The following is a 21,521-nucleotide window of genomic DNA, read 5'->3' as shown; positions in this document are numbered from 1 at the left end:
AGAGCACCTTAATATTATTTATGCCTGAACGTAATACGGCCGCGCGACACATCATATGGCGACAATTCGACCGTTACCTTATCACCTGGCAAAATACGGATAAAATGCATCCGGATTTTACCGGATACATGAGCCAAAATCTTGTGGCCATTTTCCAATTCAACACGAAACATCGCGTTGGGCAACGGTTCAATAACGGTGCCTTCAACTTCAATGACATCTTCTTTAGCCATCCGCTGACTCACCCTTCCTTAGATTACTCATTTCTTCATCCAGAAAATGGGCGATGGCATAACGCAATTTCCCATTCGTTACACGCCCGGTCTCAAGGAGGCTTTTCTGGACTTCAAATGATACATACGTTTGAAGTTTCAGATGGCTGATGTTCTTCTTCTTTGCATTGTCGAACTTCCGTCTGTCGCCATCAGCAATTAAAACAAAACGGTGATCAAGAAGACGTACAATCACAAAATAAGAACCGGTTTCTTTGCCCTTTAAAACTTGGGCAATTTGGCCGGGGACAGGCGCTGCCTGCTCACTACCCATCAATCATCACCTTCACTTATTGCTTTGTCAAGATTTCATTCCCATTTTCCGTTATGACCAATGTGTGTTCATCGTGCGCACACAATTTGCCGTCTTCTGTCTCGATCGTCCAGTCATCATCTTCCACAATCCAGATGGAGCGACTGCCCTCGTTCACAAGTGGCTCGATGGCAAGCACCATACCGGGAACAAGAAGTGGACCGTGACCGGCTTCGCCGAAATTCGGCACCTCCGGATCTTCATGAAGTGAGCGGCCGATACCGTGACCCGTCAGTTCATGCACGACGGAAAATCCATACGACTCAGAACAGGTTTGCACCGCATGAGAAATATCGGACAGATGGGCGCCCGGTTTCGCCCGGGCAATTCCTTGATAAAGCGCATCCTCGGTTGCCTTCATCAGCCGACGGCCGGCCGGTGAGGCCTTGCCGACAGGAAATGTCCATGCGGAATCCGCATGATAACCGTCATATGCAGCACCGATATCTATGCTGATCAGGTCTCCATCCTGCAGAACGTATGAACCAGGTATTCCATGAGCGAGCTGATGGTTCACTGAAGTGCAGATACTATATTGATAACCGTCAAAGCCTTTGAAAGATGGCCGGGCCCCGGCAGCTTTGATTAAGCGCTCTGCCAGTACGTCGAGTTCGATTGTTCGGACACCCGGATCGATGCGGCGCTTCAGCACATCGAGCACTTCCGAAACAATTTTCCCGGCTTTTCGAATCTTATCGATTTCCTTCGCGCTCTTCAATGTTATCAAACGGACAGAGCTCCGAGAATTGCGGAAATCTCGCTAAACACCTGATCGATTGCCTGATCGCCATCCACTTGTTTCAGCAGTTGCTTCTCTGTGTAATAAGTAATTAGCGGCTGCTGTTGTTCCATGTTGACTTTGAGCCGTTCACGTACAGTTGCTGCACTGTCATCCACACGCTGCTTCAGCTCGCCACCACACTTATCGCAAACGCCCTCCTGTTTTGGAGGATTATAGATAAGATGGTAGGTAGCACCGCAATTTGAACAAATCCGCCGGCCAGTCAGCCGTGCCATGAGTTGCTCAGGATCAACCGTGATATTGAGAACCGCATCAATTGTGCTTCCTTGATCGGACATAATCTTATCCAGCGCTTCAGCTTGGAACACCGTTCGAGGAAAACCATCCAGCATAAAGCCATTCTTGCAATCTTCCTTGCTGAGCCTTTCACGAACGATACCGATGGTCACTTCATCCGGTACAAGGGCACCTTTATCCATAAAAGACTTTGCTTTCTTCCCCAAAGCAGTTCCGTCTTTAATGGCTTGGCGGAACATATCGCCAGTTGAAATATGCGGCAAACCATATGCCTCAATAATTTTTTCCGCCTGCGTTCCCTTTCCCGCGCCAGGCAGACCCATTAAAATTAAATTCATTGTTGCCTCCCGTGCGCTTGCCGCGCTTTATCTTCTAATGAAGCCGCGGTAATTTCTTTTGACCAGCTGACTCTCAATCCGCTTCATCGTATCCAAGGCTACACCGACAACAATCAGCAAGCTCGTGCCGCCGATTCTGGCACTTGTCGGCAGGTCGCCTATTTCACCGAAAACAATCGGCAGAAGCGAGATAACTGTTAAAAAGATTGAACCGAGAAACGTCAGACGGTACAAAATTTTTGTAATGTATTTTTCAGTACTTTTCCCCGGACGAATACCTGGAATATAGCCACCTTGTTCGCCAAGGTTTTTCGCCATCTTCTCCGGATTGACCTGTACAAAGGTGTAGAAATACGTGAACGCAATGATTAGCGCTGCGTAGATAAGCATCCCATATACAGTCGAATAGTCAAATATCCGGGTAATCCATTGTGTCGCCGTATTATTGCCAAAAAAGTTGGCAATCGTTGGCGGCGTAATCATCAGAGAAATCGCAAAGATGACTGGAATAACGCCTGCAGCATTTACCTTAATCGGCAAGTGCGCCGGTTCCACGCTGTAAGTCGTTGTCCCATTTGTCCGTTTCGCATATTGAATGGGAATCTTTCGCATGCCTTGTTGCACGAAGATCGTTCCTACGACAATTAGCAAAACGACAACAATGATTGCCAGAAGCCCAAGCACTTCCATAAATGTGTTGGTTGAAGAAGCAAAGCGCTGAGCATAAATCTGATTGACTGCCGTCGGAATGCGAGCGACAATTCCGGCAAAAATAAGAATCGAAATACCGTTTCCGACACCATAAGCCGTAATTTGATCGCCAAGCCAGACAAGAAAAGCTGTACCAGCTGTCAATACCGCAGCAATGATCAAAAATGTCCAGATGGACGGGTCACTGACCAGGCCCGCATAACTTTTACTAAACGTATAGGATAAACCTAGCGCTTCAATAAAGCCAAGGACAATTGTCAGATAACGCGTCAGCTGATTGAGCTTGCGCCTGCCCATTTCCCCTTGTTTGGACCATTCAGTCAGCTTTGGCACGACATCCATCTGCAACAACTGTACGATGATGGAAGCAGTGATATAAGGCATAACCCCCATAGAAATAATGGAGAAGTTTTGCAACGCGCCGCCGCCAAAGGTATTAAATAAACCAAAGGCACTGGAATCACTGATATTAATCATTGCCGTATTAATTCCCGGAACGGGAATGAATGTCCCAATCCGAAAAATAATAAGCATAAGCAATGTAAAAATAATTTTCTTACGAATCTCAGCTTCACGCCACACACTGGAAAGCACCTGAAACATCAGATCACCTCAATGTTTCCGCCGGCAGCTTCAATAGCTTCTTTGGCAGAAGCAGAAAATTTAGCGGCTTTCACCGTTAACTTTGCATTCAGCTTGCCTTCGCCCAATACTTTAACACCATCATTCAGTTTCCTGATGACGCGTGTTTCCAGCAAGAGTTCCGGAGTGACTTCCGTTCCGTTTTCAAAACGGTTCAGCTGTTCTACATTGACAATCGTGTACACTTTGCGTGTCGGATTCTTGAATCCCTTTTTAGGCAACGTACGAAGCAGAGACAATTGACCGCCTTCAAAACCAGGGCGGATATTACCGCCTGAACGGGCTTTCTGTCCTTTTTGACCTCTGCCAGATGTTTTGCCAAGCCCGGAACCATAACCGCGGCCTACTCTTTTTCTTGCCGCACGCGAACCTTCGGCAGGTTTCAATTCATGGAGTTTCATCTTGGCACCTCCTTATTCTCAGTATCGTATGATTTTAATCGTTTAATTCGCGAACAGTCAGCAAGTGGGAGACTTTGTTCACCATGCCACGAATGGCAGGTGTGTCTTCCTGAACGACTGTCTGATAAGTTTTCCTAAGTCCAAGTGTGCGGACAGTTACGCGCTGATTCTGCGGCGTCCCGATCACACTGCGAGAGAGGGTAATTTCCAATTTCTTAGCCATTATCGCTGTTCCCTCCTTAGCCCATCAGCTCTTCAACAGATTTACCGCGAAGCTTAGCTACATGTTCTGCACGTTTCAGGCTTTTCAAACCTTCAACCGTCGCACGAACCATGTTAATCGGATTATTTGAACCCAGTGATTTCGAAAGAATATCGCCAAGGCCGGAAAGTTCAAGCACGGCGCGGACAGGACCGCCCGCGATAATTCCCGTACCTTCTGATGCCGGTTTGAGGAGTACGCTACCAGCTCCTGAATGGCCGACAACCTGGTGCGGGATCGTTGTATGCACGATCGGCACATTGAATACATTTTTCTTTGCATCTTCAATGGCTTTGCGGATAGCTTCTGGAACTTCGTGTGCTTTACCCATGCCGAAGCCTACATTGCCTTTTTTGTCACCAACAACAACCAATGCGGCAAAACGGAAACGGCGTCCACCTTTAACAACCTTGGCGACGCGGTTAATCGTTACGACGCGTTCTTCAAATTCTGATTTATTGCGATCATTATTGTTAGCCATGGTTTCCCTCCTTAATTAGAATTTCAATCCGGCTTCCCGTGCGCCTTCAGCTACTGCCTGAACGCGTCCGTGATAGAGATAGCCGCTACGGTCAAAAACAACTGTGTCAATGCCCTTTTCAAGAGCACGCTGGCCAATGACTTCGCCAACTTTTTTTGCTGCTGCAACGTCGCTGCCTTTTTCCAACTCAAGAGCTTTATCAAGTGAAGATGAAGAAACGAGGGTAACACCCTTCGTATCATCAATCAACTGTGCATAAATATTCTTGGAAGAACGGAACACGTTCAGGCGCGGACGTTCGCTCGTACCGGTAATCCGGTGACGGACATGTAAATGCCTTTTTTGACGAATGGCATTTTTGTCTTTCTTCGTGATCATGTTGTGTCGCTCCTTTCCAGTCAGTCCAAATTTTCGGATAGCGGGATGTAATGCTCATCCCTTTAATTCTTCAAAGGCCGGCCTTACGGCAACCTAATTATTTACCTGTTTTACCTTCCTTGCGGCGCACATGTTCGCCTTCATAGCGAATACCTTTGCCCTTGTAAGGTTCCGGAGAACGAACGGAACGAATGTTAGCAGCAACTTCGCCGACACGCTGTTTGTCGATTCCGGAAACAATTACTTTGTTGTTTCCTTCAACATTGATTTCAATTCCTTCTTCAGGAACGATTTCAACCGGATGGGAATAACCAACGTTAAGTACGAGGTTATTACCCTTTTTGCTAGCGCGGTAACCAACGCCGACAAGTTCCAGGTTCTTGACAAATCCTGCAGTAACACCCTGAACCATATTGCTGATCAGGCTGCTCGTCGTTCCGTGCAGTGCCTTGTGTTGATTGGAATCATCCGGGCGCGCAACTTTAACCAAGTTGTCTTCATGCGTGATGATCATATCCTGATGAAATTTACGGGACAATTCTCCCTTAGGACCTTTAACAGTCACTGTCTGACCGTTAATCGTAACCGTGACATTCTCCGGTACTGTTGTAGGTTTTAAACCGATACGAGACATAAGTACACCTCCATTCTTTTTTACTAATTACCAGATGTAAGCGAGGACTTCGCCGCCAACCTTCTGTTGACGCGCTTCCTTGTCCGTAATGACACCCTTCGATGTAGAAACGATAGCAATTCCGAGACCGCCAAGTACTTTCGGCACTTCATCGGCCTTCGCATACACGCGTAGTCCCGGTTTGCTAATCCTCTTCAGGCCCGAGATGACACGTTCTTTATTTGCACCATATTTCAAGAACAAACGAAGCACACCTTGCTTGTCATCTTCGATATATTCAACATCTTTAATAAAGCCTTCGCGTTTCAGAATATCAGCGATTTCCTTTTTAATTCTGGAACCCGGCAGTTCAATCTGTTCGTGGTGAACAATATTTGCGTTACGAATGCGAGTCAGCATATCTGCAATTGGATCTGTCATGACCATGCAAATTCGACCTCCTTCCCTGTGACTTAATTTTTACCAGCTGGATTTTCTGACGCCAGGAATCTGTCCCTTATAAGCAAGCTCGCGAAAACAAATTCTGCATAATTTGAATTTCCTTAGAACCGAATGAGGACGTCCACAACGTTCACAGCGTGTATATTCCTGCACTTTAAACTTCTTCGGGCGATGTGCGGATACAAGCATCGATGTTTTTGCCAAAATTCATATCCTCCTTATCGATTATTATTTTGTAAAAGGCATACCAAGCAATGTCAGTAGTGCTGAAGCTTCTTCATCCGTCTTCGCACTTGTAACAATGACAATGTCCATGCCGCGTACTTTGTCAATCTTATCGTAGTCAATTTCCGGAAAAATCAATTGTTCGCGGATACCAAGCGTATAATTACCGCGGCCGTCAAAAGCCTTTTTGGAGATACCACGGAAATCGCGAACACGCGGCAGTGCCACTGCAATCAATTTATCAAGGAAATCATACATCCGATCTTTCCTCAATGTGACTTTTGCGCCGATAGCAACGCCTTCACGAAGCTTGAATGCAGCAATTGATTTCTTGGCGCGGGTAATTACCGGTTTCTGTCCGGACAAAGCAGTCAAATCTTCAACAGCGCTATCCAGAACTTTCGAATTGTGAACGGCTTCGCCGACACCCATATTGATAACGATCTTTTCAATCGCCGGCACCTGCATCACAGATGTGTAATTGAATTTTTCAACAAGAGCCGGTACGACTTCTTTTTCATATTTTTCTTTTAAACGTCCCATGAGTTTGCCTCCCTTCTTAATCGCGGGATCAGTCAATCACTTCGCCTGATTTTTTGGAAACACGTACTTTCTTACCGTCAACCACTTGATGACCAACGCGGGTCGGTTCATTTGTTTTCGGGTCAAGCAACATCACGTTGGACACGTGAATCGGTGCTTCCCGTTCAATGATACCGCCTTGTGGGCTTGCCTGAGTCGGCTTAGAATGCTTTTTGATGATGTTAACACCTTCAACAAGCACACGTTCCTTATCTGGATAAGCTGCAAGGATAACACCTTGTTTGCCTTTATCCTTGCCGGTAATGACTTGGACTTTATCGCCTTTTTTAACATGCAGTTTTGCCATGGCGCGCAGCACCTCCTTTTCCTGAGGGTTCGGAATTACAATACTTCCGGTGCAAGAGATACAATTTTCATAAATTGTCCGTCACGTAATTCACGGGCAACGGGCCCAAAGATACGTGTTCCACGCGGACTCTTATCATCTTTAATCAACACTGCGGCATTTTCGTCGAAACGAATATAAGAACCGTCAGTCCTTCTTACGCCATGCTTCGTGCGAACAATGACGGCTTTGACAACGTCGCCTTTCTTGACAACGCCACCTGGTGTTGCCTGTTTTACAGAAGCAACAATAATATCGCCGATGTTCGCTGTTTTGCGGCCAGAACCACCAAGCACTTTAATCGTCAGAATTTCACGAGCGCCCGAGTTGTCGGCAACTTTCAAACGGCTTTCTTGCTGGATCATAACTTAGTGACCTCCCTTCGATCTGTGACAAAGCACGCGATCAGATAATAACGGATTCCTCAACAATTTTCACAAGACGAAAACGTTTATCTTTGGAAAGCGGGCGAGTTTCCATGATTTCCACGATATCGCCAACTTTGGCCTGATTCTGTTCATCATGTGCTTTGAATTTCTTGGAGTATTTGACATGCTTGCCGTACAGTTGATGGTTTTTGTATGTTTCAACCAGTACAGTAATGGTTTTATCCATCTTGTCTGAAACAACGCGGCCGGTCAATACCTTTTTCCGATTCACACGGGTTTCTTCAGCCATTCAGATAACCTCCTTTTCAGCTGTTTTGGACATTCAATTCACGTTCACGCAAAATTGTTTTCGCGCGAGCAATGGATTTACGAACTTCACGAATACGGGCGGGATTTTCCAATTGTCCGGTTGCAAGTTGAAAACGCAGATTAAACAATTCTTCTTTCAAAGACTTGATGTTTTGTTCAACCTCGGCAGTGTTTAAATTACGAATTTCTTCAGCCTTCATTTGCGTCACCACCCACTTCTTCGCGTTTTACGAATTTCGTTTTAATCGGCAGTTTATGGCTTGCAAGTCGGAGCGCTTCCGCAGCCACTTCTTCGCTAACACCGCCAACTTCAAAAAGAACACGTCCTGGTTTAACAACAGCCACCCATCCTTCAGGAGCACCTTTACCGGAACCCATTCGGACATCAAGAGGTTTCTTTGTATAAGACTTCTGCGGGAAAATCTTAATCCAGACTTTACCACCGCGCTTCATGTAACGAGTCATAGCAATACGGGCTGCTTCAATCTGGCGGCTTGTGATCCATGCGGATTCAAGTGCCTGCAAGCCGAATTCACCGAAAGTGACTGCTGCGCCGCCCTTTGTCTTGCCGCGCATTCTGCCTCGATGCTGTCTGCGATATTTCACACGTTTTGGCATTAACATAGTTATCTGCCTCCTTCCTTATTAGTCGTTCCTTTCGTCGGAAGGACTTCTCCGCGATAAATCCATACTTTTACGCCAATTTTGCCATAGGTTGTGTCTGCTTCTGCAGTACCATAGTCAATATCAGCCCGCAACGTATGCAGCGGAACGGTTCCTTCACTGTAATCCTCTGTCCGAGCCATATCAGCACCGCCCAGACGTCCGGCACATTGTGTCTTAATCCCTTTAGCACCTGCGCGCATTGCTCTTTGCAGCGTCTGTTTCTGAGCACGACGCCAAGAGATACGGCCTTCGAGCTGACGTGCAATGTTTTCAGCAACAAGTTTCGCGTCAAGATCTGCCTGCTTGATTTCGAAGATATTGACATGAACGCGTTTGCCTGTCAATGCGTTTAACGCTTTTCTTAATTCTTCAACTTCAGAACCGCCTTTGCCAATAACCATGCCCGGTTTAGCGGTACGAATTGTAATGTTGATACGATTTGCCGCACGTTCCAATTCAATAGAGGAAACCGCAGCATCTTTCAGCCTATTTTCAACATATTTACGGATTTTAATATCTTCATGAAGATATTCCGCATAGTTTTTGTCAGCATACCATTTGGATTCCCAGTCACGGATGACACCGATACGGAAACCAATCGGATTAATTTTTTGACCCACGCATTATCCCTCCTTTTTATCTGATACGACGATCGTAATATGGCTTGTGCGTTTGTTAATCTTGCTCGCACGGCCTTGTGCACGCGGGCGGAAACGTTTCAGTGTCGCGCCTTCGTCAACAAATGCCTTTTCAACAAACAAGTCTTCAGTATCCATATCATAATTGTGTTCCGCATTGGCGATCGCGGATTTTAGTACTTTTTCAATAATCGGTGATGCGGACCTTTGTGTGTTCTTCAGAACAGCCAAAGCATATCCGACATCTTTGCCCCTGATAAGATCGATGACAAGACGTGCCTTACGAGGAGCAATACGAATTTGTCTAGCAACAGCTTTTGCTTGCATCATAGTTCCTCCTTTCGTTAGCGCGCGCTTGTTTTCTTGTCAGAAGCTGCATGTCCACGGTACGTTCTGGTTGGGGCGAATTCTCCCAGCTTATGTCCTACCATGTCTTCCGTGATATAAACCGGCACATGCTTGCGTCCGTCATATACGGCGATGGTGTGACCAATAAAATCAGGAAAAATCGTCGACCGGCGTGACCATGTCTTAATGACTCTCTTTTCGTCTTTTTCATTCAGAGCAACGACTTTTGTCATTAAATGATCATCAACAAAAGGTCCTTTTTTCAGGCTTCGGCTCATGGGTAGGCCTCCTTCCAAAATTAAATGATTATCCGCACTTATTTTTTCTTACGATGTCTAATAATAAATTGTTCGGACGGATTTTTCTTGCTCCGTGTCTTGTAGCCCATCGTCGGCTTGCCCCAAGGAGACATTGGCGATTTGCGTCCAACAGGTGCCTTACCTTCACCACCACCATGCGGGTGATCGTTCGGGTTCATTACAGAACCACGGACCGTCGGGCGAATGCCTTTCCAACGTGAACGTCCGGCCTTGCCGACCGATACGAGTTCGTGTTCCAGATTGCCAACCTGTCCGATGGTCGCGCGGCAGGTTTCGAGAATCATGCGAACTTCACCAGATACGAGGCGAACAAGCACATATTTGCCTTCCTTACCAAGGATCTGTGCTGAAGTTCCGGCGGAACGAACGAGCTGTGCGCCTTTGCCAGGTTTCAACTCAATATTGTGAACCACGGTACCTACAGGAATGTTTTTCAGCGGCAGCGCATTTCCAACCTTGATGTCGGCATCGACGCCGGACATGATCTGTGTGCCGACCTTCAAACCTTTTGGTGCAATAATATAGCGTTTTTCACCATCAACGTAGTGAACAAGCGCAATATTTGCTGTGCGGTTCGGATCATATTCGATGGTAGCAATTTTGCCTGGTACGCCATCCTTATTTCTTTTGAAATCAATAACTCGGTACTGACGTTTATGTCCGCCGCCCTGGTGACGAACGGTCAGTCGACCTTGGTTGTTGCGTCCTGCTTTTTTCGGCAGCTTCTTCAACAACGACTTTTCAGGCGTGTCTGTTGTAATTTCAGCGAAATCCAGCGATGTCATATTCCTGCGACCGTTGGATGTCGGTTTGTACTTTTTAAGTGGCACGATCGATTACCTCCTTCTTTAGTGATTCTTATTCGCCGGAGCCATAGAAATCAAGTTCTTTGCTTTCCGGTGTCAGTGTGACAATTGCTTTTTTCCATTCAGATGTATGGCCTGAGTAACGACCATAACGTTTCGGCTTGCTCTTGACGCTGACCGTGTTGATTTTAACAACTTTAACATCAAAAATTTCTTCAACCGCACGTTTGATTTCAGACTTATTGGAACGACGGTCAACTTCAAAGGTGTACTTCTTGTCGGCCATCTGATCAGTTGTCCGTTCAGTCAGCACGGGGCGCTTAATGACATCGCGTGGATCTTTCATTATCCAAGCACCTCCTCAAGCTTTTCGGCAGCTTCTTTTGTCACAATCAGCTTGTTATGTGCAACAACATCAAGAACGTTGACTTCAGTTGCCGTAAGCACCGTCACACCTGGGATATTCCGGGAAGAAAGAATGACGTTATCATCAAAATCCTGAGTGACAACAAGTGCCTTTTCCGATACGGAAAGATTTTTCAAAACAGCGATAAAATCTTTTGTCTTTGGTGCATCGAATGCCAAACCATCCAATACAATAAGATCGTTATCGACTACTTTTTCAGACAATACGGACTTGATAGCGAGACGACGCGCTTTCTTCGGCAGTTTGTAAGCGTAGCTGCGCGGAGTCGGTCCAAAAACAGTACCGCCGCCAACCCACTGAGGCGAACGAATAGAACCCTGACGCGCGCGGCCGGTTCCTTTTTGTTTCCAAGGCTTGCGTCCACCGCCGCGGACAGCCGAGCGATTTTTTACAGCATGTGTGCCTTGACGGCGCGATGCCTGTTGCATAACGATTGCCTGGTAGACAACATGTTCATTTGGCGTAATTCCAAAAACAGAATCAGCCAGCTCAACATTTCCTACTTCAGCACCTTTTTGATCAAAAACACTTAATTTTGGCATGGAAGCATCCTCCTTTCTTATTTAGCTTCTGCTGCTTTCAAAGCAGATTTAATCACGATGTAGCTCTTCTTTGCGCCTGGCACGTTTCCGCGGATCAGCAGCAAATGGCGTTCTGCGTCAACTTTGGCAATCTCGAGGTTCTGAACTGTAATCGTTTCTCCGCCCATACGTCCGGCGAGCTTTTTGCCTTTGAAAACGTGAGCTGGGTCGATAACACCCATAGAACCTGGACGACGATGGTAACGGGAACCGTGTGCCATCGGTCCGCGCGACTGATTGTTGCGCTTGATAGGGCCTTGGTAGCCTTTACCTTTTGACGTGCCGGTTACATCGACAATTTCGCCTACTTTGAATGTTGTTGCAGCAACTTCTTGGCCGAGTTCGTACTCGTCAAGATTTACATCACGGATTTCCTTTACGAAGCGCTTAGGTTCCGCTTTTGCTTTTTCAGCGTGACCTTGTGCCGGCTTGGTAATGCGCGATGCTTTCACGTTGTCGAATCCAATCTGAACCGCTTCGTATCCGTCGGTTTCAGCTGTTTTCTTTTGCAGTACAACGTTGCCGGAAACATCGATAACCGTTACAGGGATTACATCGCCATTCTCAGCAAAAATCTGAGTCATGCCGATTTTTTTGCCTAAGATTCCTTTAGTCATCCGTAACACCTCCTGTTAATTGACGTTAAGTAATTATAATTTAATTTCAATGTCCACACCTGAAGGAAGATCCAGTCTCATCAACGAATCTACCGTTTGCGGTGTTGGCTCAACAATGTCGACTAAACGTTTGTGCGTACGCATTTCGAATTGTTCACGTGAGTCCTTGTATTTATGAACAGCACGCAGGATTGTGTAAATCGACTTTTCAGTCGGAAGCGGAATCGGTCCAGATACCTTTGCACCAGAACGTTTTGCCGTTTCCACAATTTTTTCAGCGGACTGATCTAAAATACGATGATCATATGCCTTCAAACGAATGCGAATCTTTTGCTTTGCCATTGTATTCCCTCCTTTTTTCGTCCATTTTTGAAAAATAGACTTGCTCCGCGAAAATATCCGTCTACCCCGCCTTGGCAAAGGAGCCGGGTGTATCCGCAACCTCTCGCATCATTGCTGAAAACCAACCATACCATTATATCTGAAATCACGATATAAAGCAAGGTATTCCTTACATTAATCAGCAGCCTTTCTATTATAAAGAGTTTTTTAATAGAGGTCAAATTGATTCGATGTGGGGCTGCACGTCAATCCTCTTTCTCACTCTTATTTTTTTGGCTTTGTTATTATAATTTTTTTTATGTTCGCTTGCCGCGCGCGCACCGCGAGCCTTCTCGTACAGGCAAAATTCTGCGGGGTCTCGCCGGCAGCTGTTCCCGCAGGCGTCTCACACATTGCCATCGGTCAGAAAAACAATATTAAATTTACACATAGCTATTTTTTATACACGGCTTTATTCTTTGAAAAACGGGTATAAAAAAAGTGCCCGATTAGGGGCACTCTTTTCAAAAACAAATCACTCGATGATTTCAGATACAGAGCCGGCACCTACTGTGCGGCCACCTTCACGAACGGTGAATTTCGTACCTTTTTCAACGGCGATTGGCGCAATCAGTTCCACTGTCATATCAACGTTATCGCCAGGCATTACCATTTCTGTTCCTTCCGGAAGAGTAATGGTTCCGGTAACGTCAGTCGTCCTGAAGTAGAATTGCGGACGGTAATTTGTGAAGAACGGAGTATGACGACCGCCTTCTTCTTTTTTCAAAACGTAAACCTGAGCTTTGAATTTCTTGTGAGCCGTAACGGTACCTGGTTTAATCAAAACCTGGCCACGTTCAACATCTTCACGGCCAACACCACGAAGCAGTGCGCCGATATTGTCGCCGGCTTCAGCGAAATCAAGTGTTTTACGGAACATTTCAACGCCGGTAACGATCGTTTTCTTCGGTGCTTCAGTCAAACCGAGGATTTCAACTTCGTCACCAATCTTAACTGTACCACGTTCTACACGGCCAGTTGCAACTGTACCACGACCTGTGATCGAGAATACGTCTTCGATAGGCATCATGAACGGCTTGTCAGTTTCACGAGCAGGTGTCGGGATGTATTCGTCAACAGCATCCATCAATTCGAGGATGTGTTTTTCTTCTTCAGGATCGCCTTGCAATGCTTTCAAAGCAGAACCCTTGATAACCGGAACATCATCACCCGGATAATCGTATTCGGACAGAAGGTCACGAACTTCCATTTCAACGAGTTCAAGAAGTTCAGGATCGTCGACCTGGTCTGTTTTGTTCAGGAAGACTACGATAGAAGGCACGTCTACCTGATGAGCAAGCAGGATGTGTTCACGCGTCTGAGGCATCGGGCCATCGACAGCGGAAACAACGAGGATGGCACCGTCCATCTGTGCAGCACCGGTGATCATGTTTTTAACATAGTCAGCGTGTCCTGGGCAGTCAACGTGTGCATAGTGACGCGTATCTGTTTCATATTCAACGTGAGCCGTGGAAATCGTGATACCACGTTCTCTTTCTTCCGGAGCGCCGTCGATTGAATCATAAGCGCGAGCCTGAGCCTTGCCTTGTTTTGCAAGTACAGTTGTAATCGCAGCAGTCAGAGTTGTTTTACCGTGGTCAACGTGACCGATTGTGCCGATGTTAACATGCGGTTTTGTGCGTTCATAATGTTCTTTAGCCATGGATTTATATCCTCCTTTAATTCTGATAGCAAAGTTTAATTTATATGCAGTAAGGTAACGGACACGAAGCATGTCCTACTCCTTAGCTTACAATAAAAAACAAAGTGTGACAATCAGGCAATCCGGCGAAAATTATTCACCCGTTGCTTTCTTAATAATTTCTTCGCTGACGCTCTTCGGAACTTGTTCATAGTGATCGAATTGCATCGTGAACGTTCCGCGTCCCTGTGTTGATGAACGAAGCGTTGTCGCATAGCCGAACATTTCAGAGAGCGGCACATGAGCGGATACAACCTGAGCGCCGGCACGTGCTTCCATACCATCCACACGACCGCGACGGCTCGTGATGTCGCCCATGATATCGCCGAGATATTCTTCCGGCATGCTGACTTCTACCTTCATAATCGGTTCAAGGATAACTGGCGCGCAGACGCCTTTTGCACTCTTCAATGCCATCGAAGCAGCAATTTTGAAGGCCATTTCACTGGAATCGACATCGTGGTAAGAACCGTCAACCAATGCGGCTTTGACATCGATAAGTGGGTATCCGGCGAGCAGACCGTTTTGCAATGCTTCTTTCAAACCTTGTTCAACCGCTGGGATGTATTCGCGAGGAACAACACCGCCGACGATCTTATTTTCAAAGACAAAGCCTTCGCCCTCTTTGAGCGGTTCGAATTCAATCCAAACGTGACCATACTGGCCGCGGCCACCGGACTGCCGGATAAACTTACCTTCAGCGCGTCCTGCTTTTGTCAGCGTTTCACGGTAAGCAACCTGCGGATTGCCGACGTTTGCATCAACTTTGAATTCGCGGCGCATACGGTCAACGATGATATCCAAGTGAAGTTCACCCATACCACCAATAATCGTCTGTCCCGTTTCTTCGTCAGTATGTGTTTTGAAAGTCGGATCTTCTTCAGCCAGTTTAGCCAAAGCGATACCCATTTTATCCTGATCGGCTTTCGATTTCGGTTCGATAGCCACGTGGATAACCGGGTCAGGGAATTCCATCGATTCAAGAACAATCAGGTTTCCTTCATCGCAGAGCGTGTCGCCAGTTGTTGTGTTCTTCAAACCAACAGCCGCGGCAATATCGCCCGAGTAAACCTTTTTGATTTCACTACGGTGATTGGCATGCATTTGAAGAATACGACCAAGGCGTTCACGTGCATCCTTCGTTGAGTTCTGCACATAAGAACCGGCTTCCGCCGTACCTGAATAAACGCGGAAGAAGGTCAGTTTACCGACAAATGGATCAGTCATAACTTTGAAGGCCAAAGCGGCAAATGGCGCATTGTCATCGGCTGGACGTTCGACTTCTTCGCCAGAGTCCGGCAGCGTTCCCTTAATCGCTGGAACGTCGACTGGAGACGGCAGGTAGTCGATAGTGGCATCCAGCACGTGTTGCACGCCCTTATTCTTGAAAGCCGTACCGCAAAGTACCGGATAGAACTTAACGGCACAAGTCGCTTTACGAATGGCAGCTTTCAGCTCGTCAATCGAGATTTCCTCGCCGCCAAGATATTTTTCCATGATGTCATCGTCGACATCAGCAACCGCTTCAATCAACTTGTCATGGTATTCTTCTGCCTGTTCCTTATATTCATCCGGAATTTCTTCCGCATCAATAATTGAACCAAGGTCATCTTCGTAGATATAAGCTTTCATCGTTACAAGGTCGATTTCGCCCTTATAGTCGTCTTCAGCGCCCATTGGCAACTGAATCGGGTGTGCATTGGCCTGCAGCCTTTCATGCAATGTCTTGCATGAATAGAGAAAGTTGGCACCAATCTTATCCATCTTATTGACGAATACGATTCTCGGAACGCCATAAGTTGTCGCCTGACGCCAAACAGTTTCCGTCTGCGGTTCCACTCCGGACTGTGCGTCAAGAACCGTTACTGCGCCGTCAAGGACACGCAGGGAACGTTCAACTTCAACCGTGAAATCGACGTGTCCTGGCGTATCGATGATGTTAATCCGATGATTCTTCCATTGAGCAGTCGTCGCAGCAGACGTGATCGTAATTCCACGTTCTTTTTCCTGGTCCATCCAGTCCATCTGTGAAGCCCCTTCATGGGTTTCACCAATTTTGTGAATACGGCCGGAATAGAAAAGAATACGTTCAGTCGTTGTCGTTTTACCCGCATCAATATGCGCCATAATACCGATATTACGCGTATTTTCCAAGGAGAATTCCCTTGCCATGATTTTCTCTCCTTCCTATAGTTTGGATAATTACCAACGATAATGAGCGAATGCTTTGTTTGCTTCCGCCATCTTGTGCATATCTTCGCGTTTCTTTACCGAAGCACCCGTGTTGTTTGATGCATCGATAATTTCGTTGGCCAAACGTTCAACCATTGTCTTTTCACCGCGAAGTCTCGAATAATTAACCAGATAACGCAGACCGAGAGTCGTGCGGCGTTCCGGACGAACTTCTACCGGCACCTGGTAGTTAGAACCTCCGACACGGCGAGCTTTTACTTCAAGAACGGGCATAACATTCTTCAATGCCTGTTCGAACACTTCCATAGGTTCTTGGTTCGCGCGTTCCTTAATTAAATCAAAGGCATCATAGAGGATCGTTTGTGCTTTACCTCTTTTGCCATCTTTCATAATACGATTGATCAGCCGTGTAACCAGCTTGGAATTATAAAGCGGGTCAGGCAGTACGTCACGTCTTTCAACAGGACCTTTTCTAGGCATAATAGTTCCTCCTTTCTACTTGTTCTATGATTAACCTTTCGGTCTCTTTGCGCCGTATTTCGAGCGGCTTTGCTTCCGATCGACAACGCTTGCCGTATCGAGTGCGCCGCGGATAACGTGATAACGCACACCAGGAAGGTCTTTGACACGTCCGCCACGGATCAGCACAACACTGTGTTCCTGAAGGTTGTGACCGATACCCGGAATATAGGCGTTCACTTCAATGTTGTTGGACAGACGGACACGCGCATATTTACGGAGCGCAGAGTTCGGTTTCTTAGGGGTCAGTGTGCCAACACGTGTGCACACGCCTCGTTTCTGCGGCGCGAAATCATTCGTTAATGATTTCTTAAAACTGTTGTACCCTCTGTTCAGAGCAGGTGAAGTGGATTTCTTGATTTTTGACTTACGTCCCTGACGAATTAATTGATTAATTGTAGGCATTTACCTGTTCCTCCTTTCAATATTCTAATACCACTGATCCAGGCGGTTCCTTTTTTTCGCAAAAAATTGTTTTTGCAGGAGATGTCTCCCGCAAAAACATTATTTTTTTATCGCGACGGCCGATGCCCCGACTTCAATACCGCAAGCCTGACCGAGCTTCTTCATCGAATCAACGACATGCACCGGCACATCAAGTTCTTCCGCTAGAGTCAGTATTTTATTGGTCACGCGGACATCCGCATCTTCAGCAATAATCACTTCTGCGACGCGGTTTTCCTTCAGTGCTTTCAGCGCTTGTTTCGTGCCAATAATAATTCCGTTCTTTGCTTGTGTCACTTTTTCATAAGACATCAAAATATATCCTCCAAAGTAACCAGTGTGCAAGAACACTCAGATATAATAGCATCAGAGAAAGTCTGTGTCAACAGCTGATCAGCTTTCTTGATTAATCAGTTCTGCGTCGTCCTTGCTTTCTTTGGCTTCTTTTTCCAATTCATCCGCTGTCACTGGTACGATGTTGCGATATTTGGCCATACCAGTTCCTGCAGGAATCAACTTACCGATTGTAACATTTTCCTTCAAACCAACAAGTTCGTCTACCTTGCCTTTAATTGCTGCGTCAGTCAGCACGCGCGTTGTTTCCTGGAAAGACGCTGCAGACAGGAAGGATTCTGTTTCAAGAGCGGCTTTTGTAATCCCGAGCAGTACCGGATGACCAGTCGCCGGATTCTTGCGTGCAAGCAGCACATCACGGTTGTCATCTTTGAAACGATGAATATCAATTAACGCTCCTGGAAGAACACTCGTATCCCCACTATCAAGCACACGAATCTTACGCATCATCTGACGCACCATAACCTCGATATGCTTGTCGCCGATTTCAACACCCTGCATCCGATATACTTTCTGCACTTCGCGAAGCAGATAGTTCTGAACACCACGTAGACCGACAACATGAAGCAGTTCCTTCGGATCAATAGAACCTTCATTCAGCGGCGCACCAGCCTTGACTTCGCTGCCTTCGCCGACTTTCATACGCGCGCTGAGCGGAATCGTATAGGTTCGTGTTTCCAATACACCTTTGACAACCAACTCACGCTTATCTTTCAGTTCAGTCAGCGAGGTGACCACACCGTCGATTTCTGAAATAGTAGCCTGCCCTTTAGGGTTGCGGGCCTCAAACAATTCTTGAATACGTGGGAGACCTTGCGTGATGTCATCACCGGCAACACCGCCCGTATGGAAGGTACGCATCGTCAGCTGGGTACCTGGTTCACCAATTGATTGAGCCGCGATGATACCAACAGCTTCTCCGACTTCAACTGTCGAACCCGTCGCAAGGTTACGACCATAGCATTTCTTGCAGACACCATGACGCGTCTCGCACGTAAATACAGTACGAATTTCTACTTCCTCAATGCCGGCGTCGACAATTTTAGATGCCATGTCTTCTGTTATCAATTCATTTTTTTGAACGAGGATTTCATCCGTATCCGGATGGTAAACCGTCTGATTGGATGTACGGCCTACCAAACGATCATAAAGACTTTCGATTTCTTCTGTGCCTTCACGAATCGAACGGACAACGATGCCGCGATCAGTTCCGCAGTCATCTTCACGAACAATGACGTCCTGAGCAACATCGACAAGACGACGGGTCAGATAACCTGAGTTTGCCGTTTTCAACGCGGTATCCGCCAAACCTTTGCGCGCGCCGTGCGTCGAGATAAAGTATTCTAGGACGGTCAAACCTTCACGGAAACTGGAGATAATTGGTAGTTCGATAATTCGGCCTGAAGGGTCAGCCATCAATCCACGCATACCAGCGAGCTGTGTGAAGTTCGAAGCGTTACCACGAGCCCCAGAATCACTCATCATGAAAATCGGGTTCGTTTTTTCCAGGGAGTCCATCAGTTTCGACTGAATCGTGTCTTTTGCGTCGCTCCAAATACCGACAATACGTTCATAGCGTTCATCTTCCGTGATCAGCCCGCGTCGGAACTGTTTGGTCACTTTCTCGACATTGTCTTCTGCAGCAGATAGAATTTCCTGTTTTTCCGGAAGGACGATAACATCGGATACACCAACGGTAATACCGGCCTTCGTTGAATACTGGAAGCCGAGAGCTTTCAGTCTGTCCAGGAATTTGGACGTCTCAGTCACTTTATATCGCTTGAACACTTCCGCGATAATATGTCCGAGATAACCCTTTTTAAAAGGCGGAATCTCATCACGTTCAGCAATCACTTTTGGAACATCCGAACCCATCGCCACAAAATATTTATCGGGCGTTGCTACTTGCAAGTTGGCATCCGTCGGTTCGTTGATATAAGGGAATGCTGGCGGCAGAATATGGTTAAAAATAATTTTACCTACCGTTGTCAGCAAGTATTTCTTATTCTGTTCTTCCGTAAAGGTCGGATTATGTGTAGCAGATGCTGGAATCGCGATACGGGAATGCAGATGTACATAACCGTTCTGATAAGCAAGCATCACTTCATCATCATCTTTGAATACTTTGCCTTCACCCGTTGCCCCTTTACGTTCCAAAGTCAGGTAATAGTTACCGAGCACCATGTCCTGAGACGGTGTAACAATCGGCTTGCCATCCTTTGGATTCAGAATGTTCTGGGCGCCAAGCATCAACAGACGAGCTTCAGCTTGTGCTTCGCCCGAAAGCGGCACGTGAACAGCCATCTGGTCACCGTCGAAGTCAGCGTTATATGCTGTACAAACGAGCGGGTGTAGACGAATGGCGCGTCCTTCGACAATCGTCGGTTCGAATGCCTGGATGCCGAGTCGGTGCAGCGTTGGCGCACGGTTCAGAAGCACTGGATGTTCCTTGATGACGTCTTCGAGAACGCCCCAGATATCTGGACTCAGCTTCTCAACTTTGCGTTTTGCGCTCTTGATATTATTGGTAATCCCACGGCTGACCAATTCCTTCATGACAAACGGCTTGAACAATTCAATAGCCATTTCTTTCGGCAGACCACATTGATACATATGCAGGCTTGGCCCAACCGCGATAACTGAACGTCCTGAATAATCGACACGTTTTCCGAGCAGGTTCTGACGGAAACGCCCCTGTTTCCCTTTAAGCATATGGGATAGGGATTTGAGTGGACGGTTGCCAGGACCGGTAACCGGACGACCACGACGGCCGTTGTCGATCAGAGAGTCGACCGCTTCCTGAAGCATACGCTTTTCGTTTTGAACGATAATGCTCGGCGCACCCAGTTCAAGCAGCCGCTTCAGTCGGTTGTTACGGTTAATTACCCGTCGGTACAGGTCGTTTAAATCGGACGTTGCGAAGCGTCCGCCGTCTAACTGTACCATTGGACGCAGTTCCGGCGGAATAACCGGCAGAACGTCCAAGATCATCCAAGATGGTTCATTGCCGGATTCGCGGAAGGCTTCAATAACTTCCAGTCTTTTCACCGCGCGGGTCCTTCGTTGGCCTTGAACTGATTTCAGTTCATCCTGCAGGGCTGCTGACTCTTTGTCCAGATCAACATCTTGCAACAACTTCTTAATTGATTCGGCGCCCATGCCTGCTTTGAAGGCATTGCTGTATTTTTCACGATAGCTGCGGTATTCCTTTTCAGAAAGCAATTGCTTTTTCTCCAAAGGTGTATCGCCAGGTTCAATGACTACGTATGAAGCAAAGTAAATAACTTCTTCAAGAGCGCGTGGGGACATGTCAAGCAGCAGACCCATGCGGCTCGGAATTCCTTTAAAATACCAGATATGCGACACAGGGGCTGCCAATTCAATGTGTCCCATGCGTTCACGGCGGACTTTCGCCCGTGTGACCTCGACGCCGCATCGGTCGCAGACAACGCCTTTATAGCGAACGCGTTTGTACTTACCACAATGACATTCCCAGTCTTTTGTCGGTCCAAAAATCCTTTCGCAGAACAGACCATCCTTTTCAGGTTTAAGTGTCCTGTAATTGATCGTTTCCGGTTTTTTGACCTCGCCATGCGACCAAGAGCGGATTTTATCCGGTGATGCTAAACCAATCTTCATGAACTCAAATTTATTAACATCCAGCAAGGGGGCAACCTCCCTTATATTTTCAGTGTATGGTTCTTACGCCACCCGTTTTGATGCCGAGTTGTTCTTTCTAGCTGGTTCGATAATAATGCTGAT

32 protein-coding genes are annotated in these 21,521 nt (G+C 46.7%); all 32 read right to left on the bottom strand.

Going from position 1 to position 21,521, the window contains the following annotated elements:
* Window positions 1–14: 14 nt before the first annotated feature.
* Window positions 15–233 (bottom strand): translation initiation factor IF-1, encoded by a 219-nt coding sequence (gene infA / locus JOC27_RS10000; protein WP_010024579.1) that lies wholly within the window; start codon window positions 231–233, stop codon window positions 15–17.
* Window positions 226–546: a KOW domain-containing RNA-binding protein gene (locus JOC27_RS09995; RefSeq protein ID WP_205007151.1), complete on the bottom strand. Its 321-nt coding sequence runs from the start codon at window positions 544–546 to the stop codon at window positions 226–228. Before JOC27_RS09995 ends, infA begins: the two co-directional genes overlap by 8 nt.
* A gap of 16 nt (window positions 547–562) precedes the next feature.
* The gene (map, locus tag JOC27_RS09990) at window positions 563–1,312 is read right to left on the bottom strand and encodes a type I methionyl aminopeptidase (RefSeq protein WP_205007150.1); all 750 of its coding nucleotides are present in this window, start codon (window positions 1,310–1,312) and stop codon (window positions 563–565) included.
* Window positions 1,309–1,962: an adenylate kinase gene (locus tag JOC27_RS09985; protein WP_205007149.1), complete on the bottom strand. Its 654-nt coding sequence runs from the start codon at window positions 1,960–1,962 to the stop codon at window positions 1,309–1,311. The genes map and JOC27_RS09985 overlap by 4 nt, the downstream gene beginning before the upstream one ends.
* 27 nt (window positions 1,963–1,989) lie before the next feature.
* Window positions 1,990–3,276, bottom strand: coding sequence for a preprotein translocase subunit SecY (secY, locus tag JOC27_RS09980; protein ID WP_205007148.1), 1,287 nt, complete (start codon window positions 3,274–3,276; stop codon window positions 1,990–1,992).
* Window positions 3,276–3,716 (bottom strand): 50S ribosomal protein L15, encoded by a 441-nt coding sequence (gene rplO, locus JOC27_RS09975; protein ID WP_205007147.1) that lies wholly within the window; start codon window positions 3,714–3,716, stop codon window positions 3,276–3,278. Before rplO ends, secY begins: the two co-directional genes overlap by 1 nt.
* A gap of 34 nt (window positions 3,717–3,750) precedes the next feature.
* Complete coding sequence (gene rpmD, locus JOC27_RS09970) at window positions 3,751–3,939, bottom strand: 50S ribosomal protein L30 (RefSeq protein WP_205007146.1); 189 nt, start codon at window positions 3,937–3,939, stop codon at window positions 3,751–3,753.
* 16 nt (window positions 3,940–3,955) lie between these two features.
* Window positions 3,956–4,459, bottom strand: coding sequence for a 30S ribosomal protein S5 (gene rpsE / locus JOC27_RS09965; protein WP_205007145.1), 504 nt, complete (start codon window positions 4,457–4,459; stop codon window positions 3,956–3,958).
* Between the two features lie 15 nt (window positions 4,460–4,474).
* Window positions 4,475–4,837: a 50S ribosomal protein L18 gene (gene rplR / locus JOC27_RS09960; RefSeq protein WP_205007144.1), complete on the bottom strand. Its 363-nt coding sequence runs from the start codon at window positions 4,835–4,837 to the stop codon at window positions 4,475–4,477.
* A gap of 97 nt (window positions 4,838–4,934) precedes the next feature.
* Entirely contained in the window at window positions 4,935–5,471 is a 537-nt protein-coding gene (gene rplF / locus JOC27_RS09955) for a 50S ribosomal protein L6 (RefSeq protein ID WP_205007143.1), read from the bottom strand.
* Window positions 5,472–5,498: 27 nt separating this feature from the next.
* A complete protein-coding gene (gene rpsH, locus JOC27_RS09950; RefSeq protein WP_205007142.1) occupies window positions 5,499–5,897 on the bottom strand; it encodes a 30S ribosomal protein S8 in 399 nt (132 codons plus the stop codon).
* A 33-nt stretch (window positions 5,898–5,930) separates the two neighbouring features.
* Window positions 5,931–6,116, bottom strand: coding sequence for a type Z 30S ribosomal protein S14 (locus JOC27_RS09945; protein ID WP_205007141.1), 186 nt, complete (start codon window positions 6,114–6,116; stop codon window positions 5,931–5,933).
* Between the two features lie 24 nt (window positions 6,117–6,140).
* Window positions 6,141–6,680: a 50S ribosomal protein L5 gene (gene rplE, locus JOC27_RS09940; RefSeq protein WP_205007140.1), complete on the bottom strand. Its 540-nt coding sequence runs from the start codon at window positions 6,678–6,680 to the stop codon at window positions 6,141–6,143.
* 28 nt (window positions 6,681–6,708) lie between these two features.
* On the bottom strand, window positions 6,709–7,017 hold the full coding sequence (gene rplX, locus JOC27_RS09935) for a 50S ribosomal protein L24 (RefSeq protein WP_205007168.1): 309 nt from the start codon (window positions 7,015–7,017) through the stop codon (window positions 6,709–6,711).
* Between the two features lie 44 nt (window positions 7,018–7,061).
* The gene (rplN, locus tag JOC27_RS09930; protein WP_205007139.1) at window positions 7,062–7,430 is read right to left on the bottom strand and encodes a 50S ribosomal protein L14; all 369 of its coding nucleotides are present in this window, start codon (window positions 7,428–7,430) and stop codon (window positions 7,062–7,064) included.
* A gap of 40 nt (window positions 7,431–7,470) precedes the next feature.
* Entirely contained in the window at window positions 7,471–7,743 is a 273-nt protein-coding gene (rpsQ, locus tag JOC27_RS09925) for a 30S ribosomal protein S17 (RefSeq protein WP_205007138.1), read from the bottom strand.
* 16 nt (window positions 7,744–7,759) lie between these two features.
* On the bottom strand, window positions 7,760–7,963 hold the full coding sequence (gene rpmC / locus JOC27_RS09920; RefSeq protein ID WP_205007137.1) for a 50S ribosomal protein L29: 204 nt from the start codon (window positions 7,961–7,963) through the stop codon (window positions 7,760–7,762).
* Window positions 7,953–8,387 (bottom strand): 50S ribosomal protein L16, encoded by a 435-nt coding sequence (gene rplP / locus JOC27_RS09915; RefSeq protein WP_205007136.1) that lies wholly within the window; start codon window positions 8,385–8,387, stop codon window positions 7,953–7,955. Before rplP ends, rpmC begins: the two co-directional genes overlap by 11 nt.
* 2 nt (window positions 8,388–8,389) lie before the next feature.
* On the bottom strand, window positions 8,390–9,049 hold the full coding sequence (rpsC, locus tag JOC27_RS09910) for a 30S ribosomal protein S3 (protein WP_205007135.1): 660 nt from the start codon (window positions 9,047–9,049) through the stop codon (window positions 8,390–8,392).
* 3 nt (window positions 9,050–9,052) lie between these two features.
* Complete coding sequence (gene rplV / locus JOC27_RS09905) at window positions 9,053–9,394, bottom strand: 50S ribosomal protein L22 (protein WP_205007134.1); 342 nt, start codon at window positions 9,392–9,394, stop codon at window positions 9,053–9,055.
* A 17-nt stretch (window positions 9,395–9,411) separates the two neighbouring features.
* On the bottom strand, window positions 9,412–9,693 hold the full coding sequence (gene rpsS, locus JOC27_RS09900) for a 30S ribosomal protein S19 (protein WP_205007133.1): 282 nt from the start codon (window positions 9,691–9,693) through the stop codon (window positions 9,412–9,414).
* Window positions 9,694–9,731: 38 nt separating this feature from the next.
* Window positions 9,732–10,565 carry a 50S ribosomal protein L2 gene (gene rplB, locus JOC27_RS09895; RefSeq protein WP_205007132.1) on the bottom strand — a complete coding sequence of 278 codons (834 nt, stop codon included), beginning with the start codon at window positions 10,563–10,565 and terminating at the stop codon, window positions 9,732–9,734.
* Window positions 10,566–10,593: 28 nt separating this feature from the next.
* A complete protein-coding gene (gene rplW, locus JOC27_RS09890; protein WP_205007131.1) occupies window positions 10,594–10,887 on the bottom strand; it encodes a 50S ribosomal protein L23 in 294 nt (97 codons plus the stop codon).
* Window positions 10,887–11,510 carry a 50S ribosomal protein L4 gene (gene rplD / locus JOC27_RS09885; protein ID WP_205007130.1) on the bottom strand — a complete coding sequence of 208 codons (624 nt, stop codon included), beginning with the start codon at window positions 11,508–11,510 and terminating at the stop codon, window positions 10,887–10,889. Before rplD ends, rplW begins: the two co-directional genes overlap by 1 nt.
* 17 nt (window positions 11,511–11,527) lie before the next feature.
* Window positions 11,528–12,166, bottom strand: coding sequence for a 50S ribosomal protein L3 (gene rplC / locus JOC27_RS09880; protein WP_205007129.1), 639 nt, complete (start codon window positions 12,164–12,166; stop codon window positions 11,528–11,530).
* 33 nt (window positions 12,167–12,199) lie between these two features.
* Complete coding sequence (gene rpsJ / locus JOC27_RS09875; RefSeq protein WP_010024543.1) at window positions 12,200–12,508, bottom strand: 30S ribosomal protein S10; 309 nt, start codon at window positions 12,506–12,508, stop codon at window positions 12,200–12,202.
* Window positions 12,509–13,022: 514 nt separating this feature from the next.
* Window positions 13,023–14,210, bottom strand: coding sequence for an elongation factor Tu (tuf, locus tag JOC27_RS09870; protein ID WP_205007128.1), 1,188 nt, complete (start codon window positions 14,208–14,210; stop codon window positions 13,023–13,025).
* Between the two features lie 132 nt (window positions 14,211–14,342).
* Window positions 14,343–16,421, bottom strand: a complete 2,079-nt coding sequence (gene fusA / locus JOC27_RS09865) for an elongation factor G (protein WP_205007127.1) — start codon at window positions 16,419–16,421, stop codon at window positions 14,343–14,345.
* 30 nt (window positions 16,422–16,451) lie between these two features.
* Window positions 16,452–16,922 (bottom strand): 30S ribosomal protein S7, encoded by a 471-nt coding sequence (rpsG, locus tag JOC27_RS09860; RefSeq protein ID WP_205007126.1) that lies wholly within the window; start codon window positions 16,920–16,922, stop codon window positions 16,452–16,454.
* A gap of 30 nt (window positions 16,923–16,952) precedes the next feature.
* Entirely contained in the window at window positions 16,953–17,366 is a 414-nt protein-coding gene (gene rpsL / locus JOC27_RS09855; RefSeq protein ID WP_205007125.1) for a 30S ribosomal protein S12, read from the bottom strand.
* Window positions 17,367–17,465: 99 nt separating this feature from the next.
* On the bottom strand, window positions 17,466–17,717 hold the full coding sequence (locus JOC27_RS09850; protein WP_205007124.1) for a 50S ribosomal protein L7ae-like protein: 252 nt from the start codon (window positions 17,715–17,717) through the stop codon (window positions 17,466–17,468).
* Window positions 17,718–17,798: 81 nt separating this feature from the next.
* Window positions 17,799–21,425 carry a DNA-directed RNA polymerase subunit beta' gene (rpoC, locus tag JOC27_RS09845; RefSeq protein ID WP_205007123.1) on the bottom strand — a complete coding sequence of 1,209 codons (3,627 nt, stop codon included), beginning with the start codon at window positions 21,423–21,425 and terminating at the stop codon, window positions 17,799–17,801.
* Between the last annotated feature and the right edge of the window lie 96 nt (window positions 21,426–21,521).

The sequence above is a fragment of the Sporolactobacillus spathodeae genome, assembly GCF_016908935.1.
GTDB lineage: Bacteria > Bacillota > Bacilli > Bacillales > Sporolactobacillaceae > Sporolactobacillus > Sporolactobacillus spathodeae.
The sequence above is the reverse complement of the archived record's forward strand: the minus strand, read 5'-3'. Positions and strand labels throughout refer to the sequence as shown.

Bases quoted from the DNA above. Each gene is read 5' to 3' on its own strand.
- infA (WP_010024579.1), bottom strand. From the start codon at position 233: ATGGCTAAAGAAGATGTCATTGAAGTTGAAGGCACCGTTATTGAACCG.
- JOC27_RS09995 (WP_205007151.1), bottom strand. From the start codon at position 546: ATGGGTAGTGAGCAGGCAGCGCCTGTCCCCGGCCAAATTGCCCAAGTT.
- JOC27_RS09985 (WP_205007149.1), bottom strand. From the start codon at position 1,962: ATGAATTTAATTTTAATGGGTCTGCCTGGCGCGGGAAAGGGAACGCAG.
- secY (WP_205007148.1), bottom strand. From the start codon at position 3,276: ATGTTTCAGGTGCTTTCCAGTGTGTGGCGTGAAGCTGAGATTCGTAAG.
- rplO (WP_205007147.1), bottom strand. From the start codon at position 3,716: ATGAAACTCCATGAATTGAAACCTGCCGAAGGTTCGCGTGCGGCAAGA.
- rpmD (WP_205007146.1), bottom strand. From the start codon at position 3,939: ATGGCTAAGAAATTGGAAATTACCCTCTCTCGCAGTGTGATCGGGACG.
- rpsE (WP_205007145.1), bottom strand. From the start codon at position 4,459: ATGGCTAACAATAATGATCGCAATAAATCAGAATTTGAAGAACGCGTC.
- rplR (WP_205007144.1), bottom strand. From the start codon at position 4,837: ATGATCACGAAGAAAGACAAAAATGCCATTCGTCAAAAAAGGCATTTA.
- rplF (WP_205007143.1), bottom strand. From the start codon at position 5,471: ATGTCTCGTATCGGTTTAAAACCTACAACAGTACCGGAGAATGTCACG.
- rpsH (WP_205007142.1), bottom strand. From the start codon at position 5,897: ATGGTCATGACAGATCCAATTGCAGATATGCTGACTCGCATTCGTAAC.
- rplE (WP_205007140.1), bottom strand. From the start codon at position 6,680: ATGGGACGTTTAAAAGAAAAATATGAAAAAGAAGTCGTACCGGCTCTT.
- rplN (WP_205007139.1), bottom strand. From the start codon at position 7,430: ATGATCCAGCAAGAAAGCCGTTTGAAAGTTGCCGACAACTCGGGCGCT.
- rpsQ (WP_205007138.1), bottom strand. From the start codon at position 7,743: ATGGCTGAAGAAACCCGTGTGAATCGGAAAAAGGTATTGACCGGCCGC.
- rpmC (WP_205007137.1), bottom strand. From the start codon at position 7,963: ATGAAGGCTGAAGAAATTCGTAATTTAAACACTGCCGAGGTTGAACAA.
- rplP (WP_205007136.1), bottom strand. From the start codon at position 8,387: ATGTTAATGCCAAAACGTGTGAAATATCGCAGACAGCATCGAGGCAGA.
- rplV (WP_205007134.1), bottom strand. From the start codon at position 9,394: ATGCAAGCAAAAGCTGTTGCTAGACAAATTCGTATTGCTCCTCGTAAG.
- rpsS (WP_205007133.1), bottom strand. From the start codon at position 9,693: ATGAGCCGAAGCCTGAAAAAAGGACCTTTTGTTGATGATCATTTAATG.
- rplW (WP_205007131.1), bottom strand. From the start codon at position 10,887: ATGAAAGATCCACGCGATGTCATTAAGCGCCCCGTGCTGACTGAACGG.
- rplD (WP_205007130.1), bottom strand. From the start codon at position 11,510: ATGCCAAAATTAAGTGTTTTTGATCAAAAAGGTGCTGAAGTAGGAAAT.
- rplC (WP_205007129.1), bottom strand. From the start codon at position 12,166: ATGACTAAAGGAATCTTAGGCAAAAAAATCGGCATGACTCAGATTTTT.
- rpsJ (WP_010024543.1), bottom strand. From the start codon at position 12,508: ATGGCAAAGCAAAAGATTCGCATTCGTTTGAAGGCATATGATCATCGT.
- tuf (WP_205007128.1), bottom strand. From the start codon at position 14,210: ATGGCTAAAGAACATTATGAACGCACAAAACCGCATGTTAACATCGGC.
- fusA (WP_205007127.1), bottom strand. From the start codon at position 16,421: ATGGCAAGGGAATTCTCCTTGGAAAATACGCGTAATATCGGTATTATG.
- rpsG (WP_205007126.1), bottom strand. From the start codon at position 16,922: ATGCCTAGAAAAGGTCCTGTTGAAAGACGTGACGTACTGCCTGACCCG.
- rpsL (WP_205007125.1), bottom strand. From the start codon at position 17,366: ATGCCTACAATTAATCAATTAATTCGTCAGGGACGTAAGTCAAAAATC.
- JOC27_RS09850 (WP_205007124.1), bottom strand. From the start codon at position 17,717: ATGTCTTATGAAAAAGTGACACAAGCAAAGAACGGAATTATTATTGGC.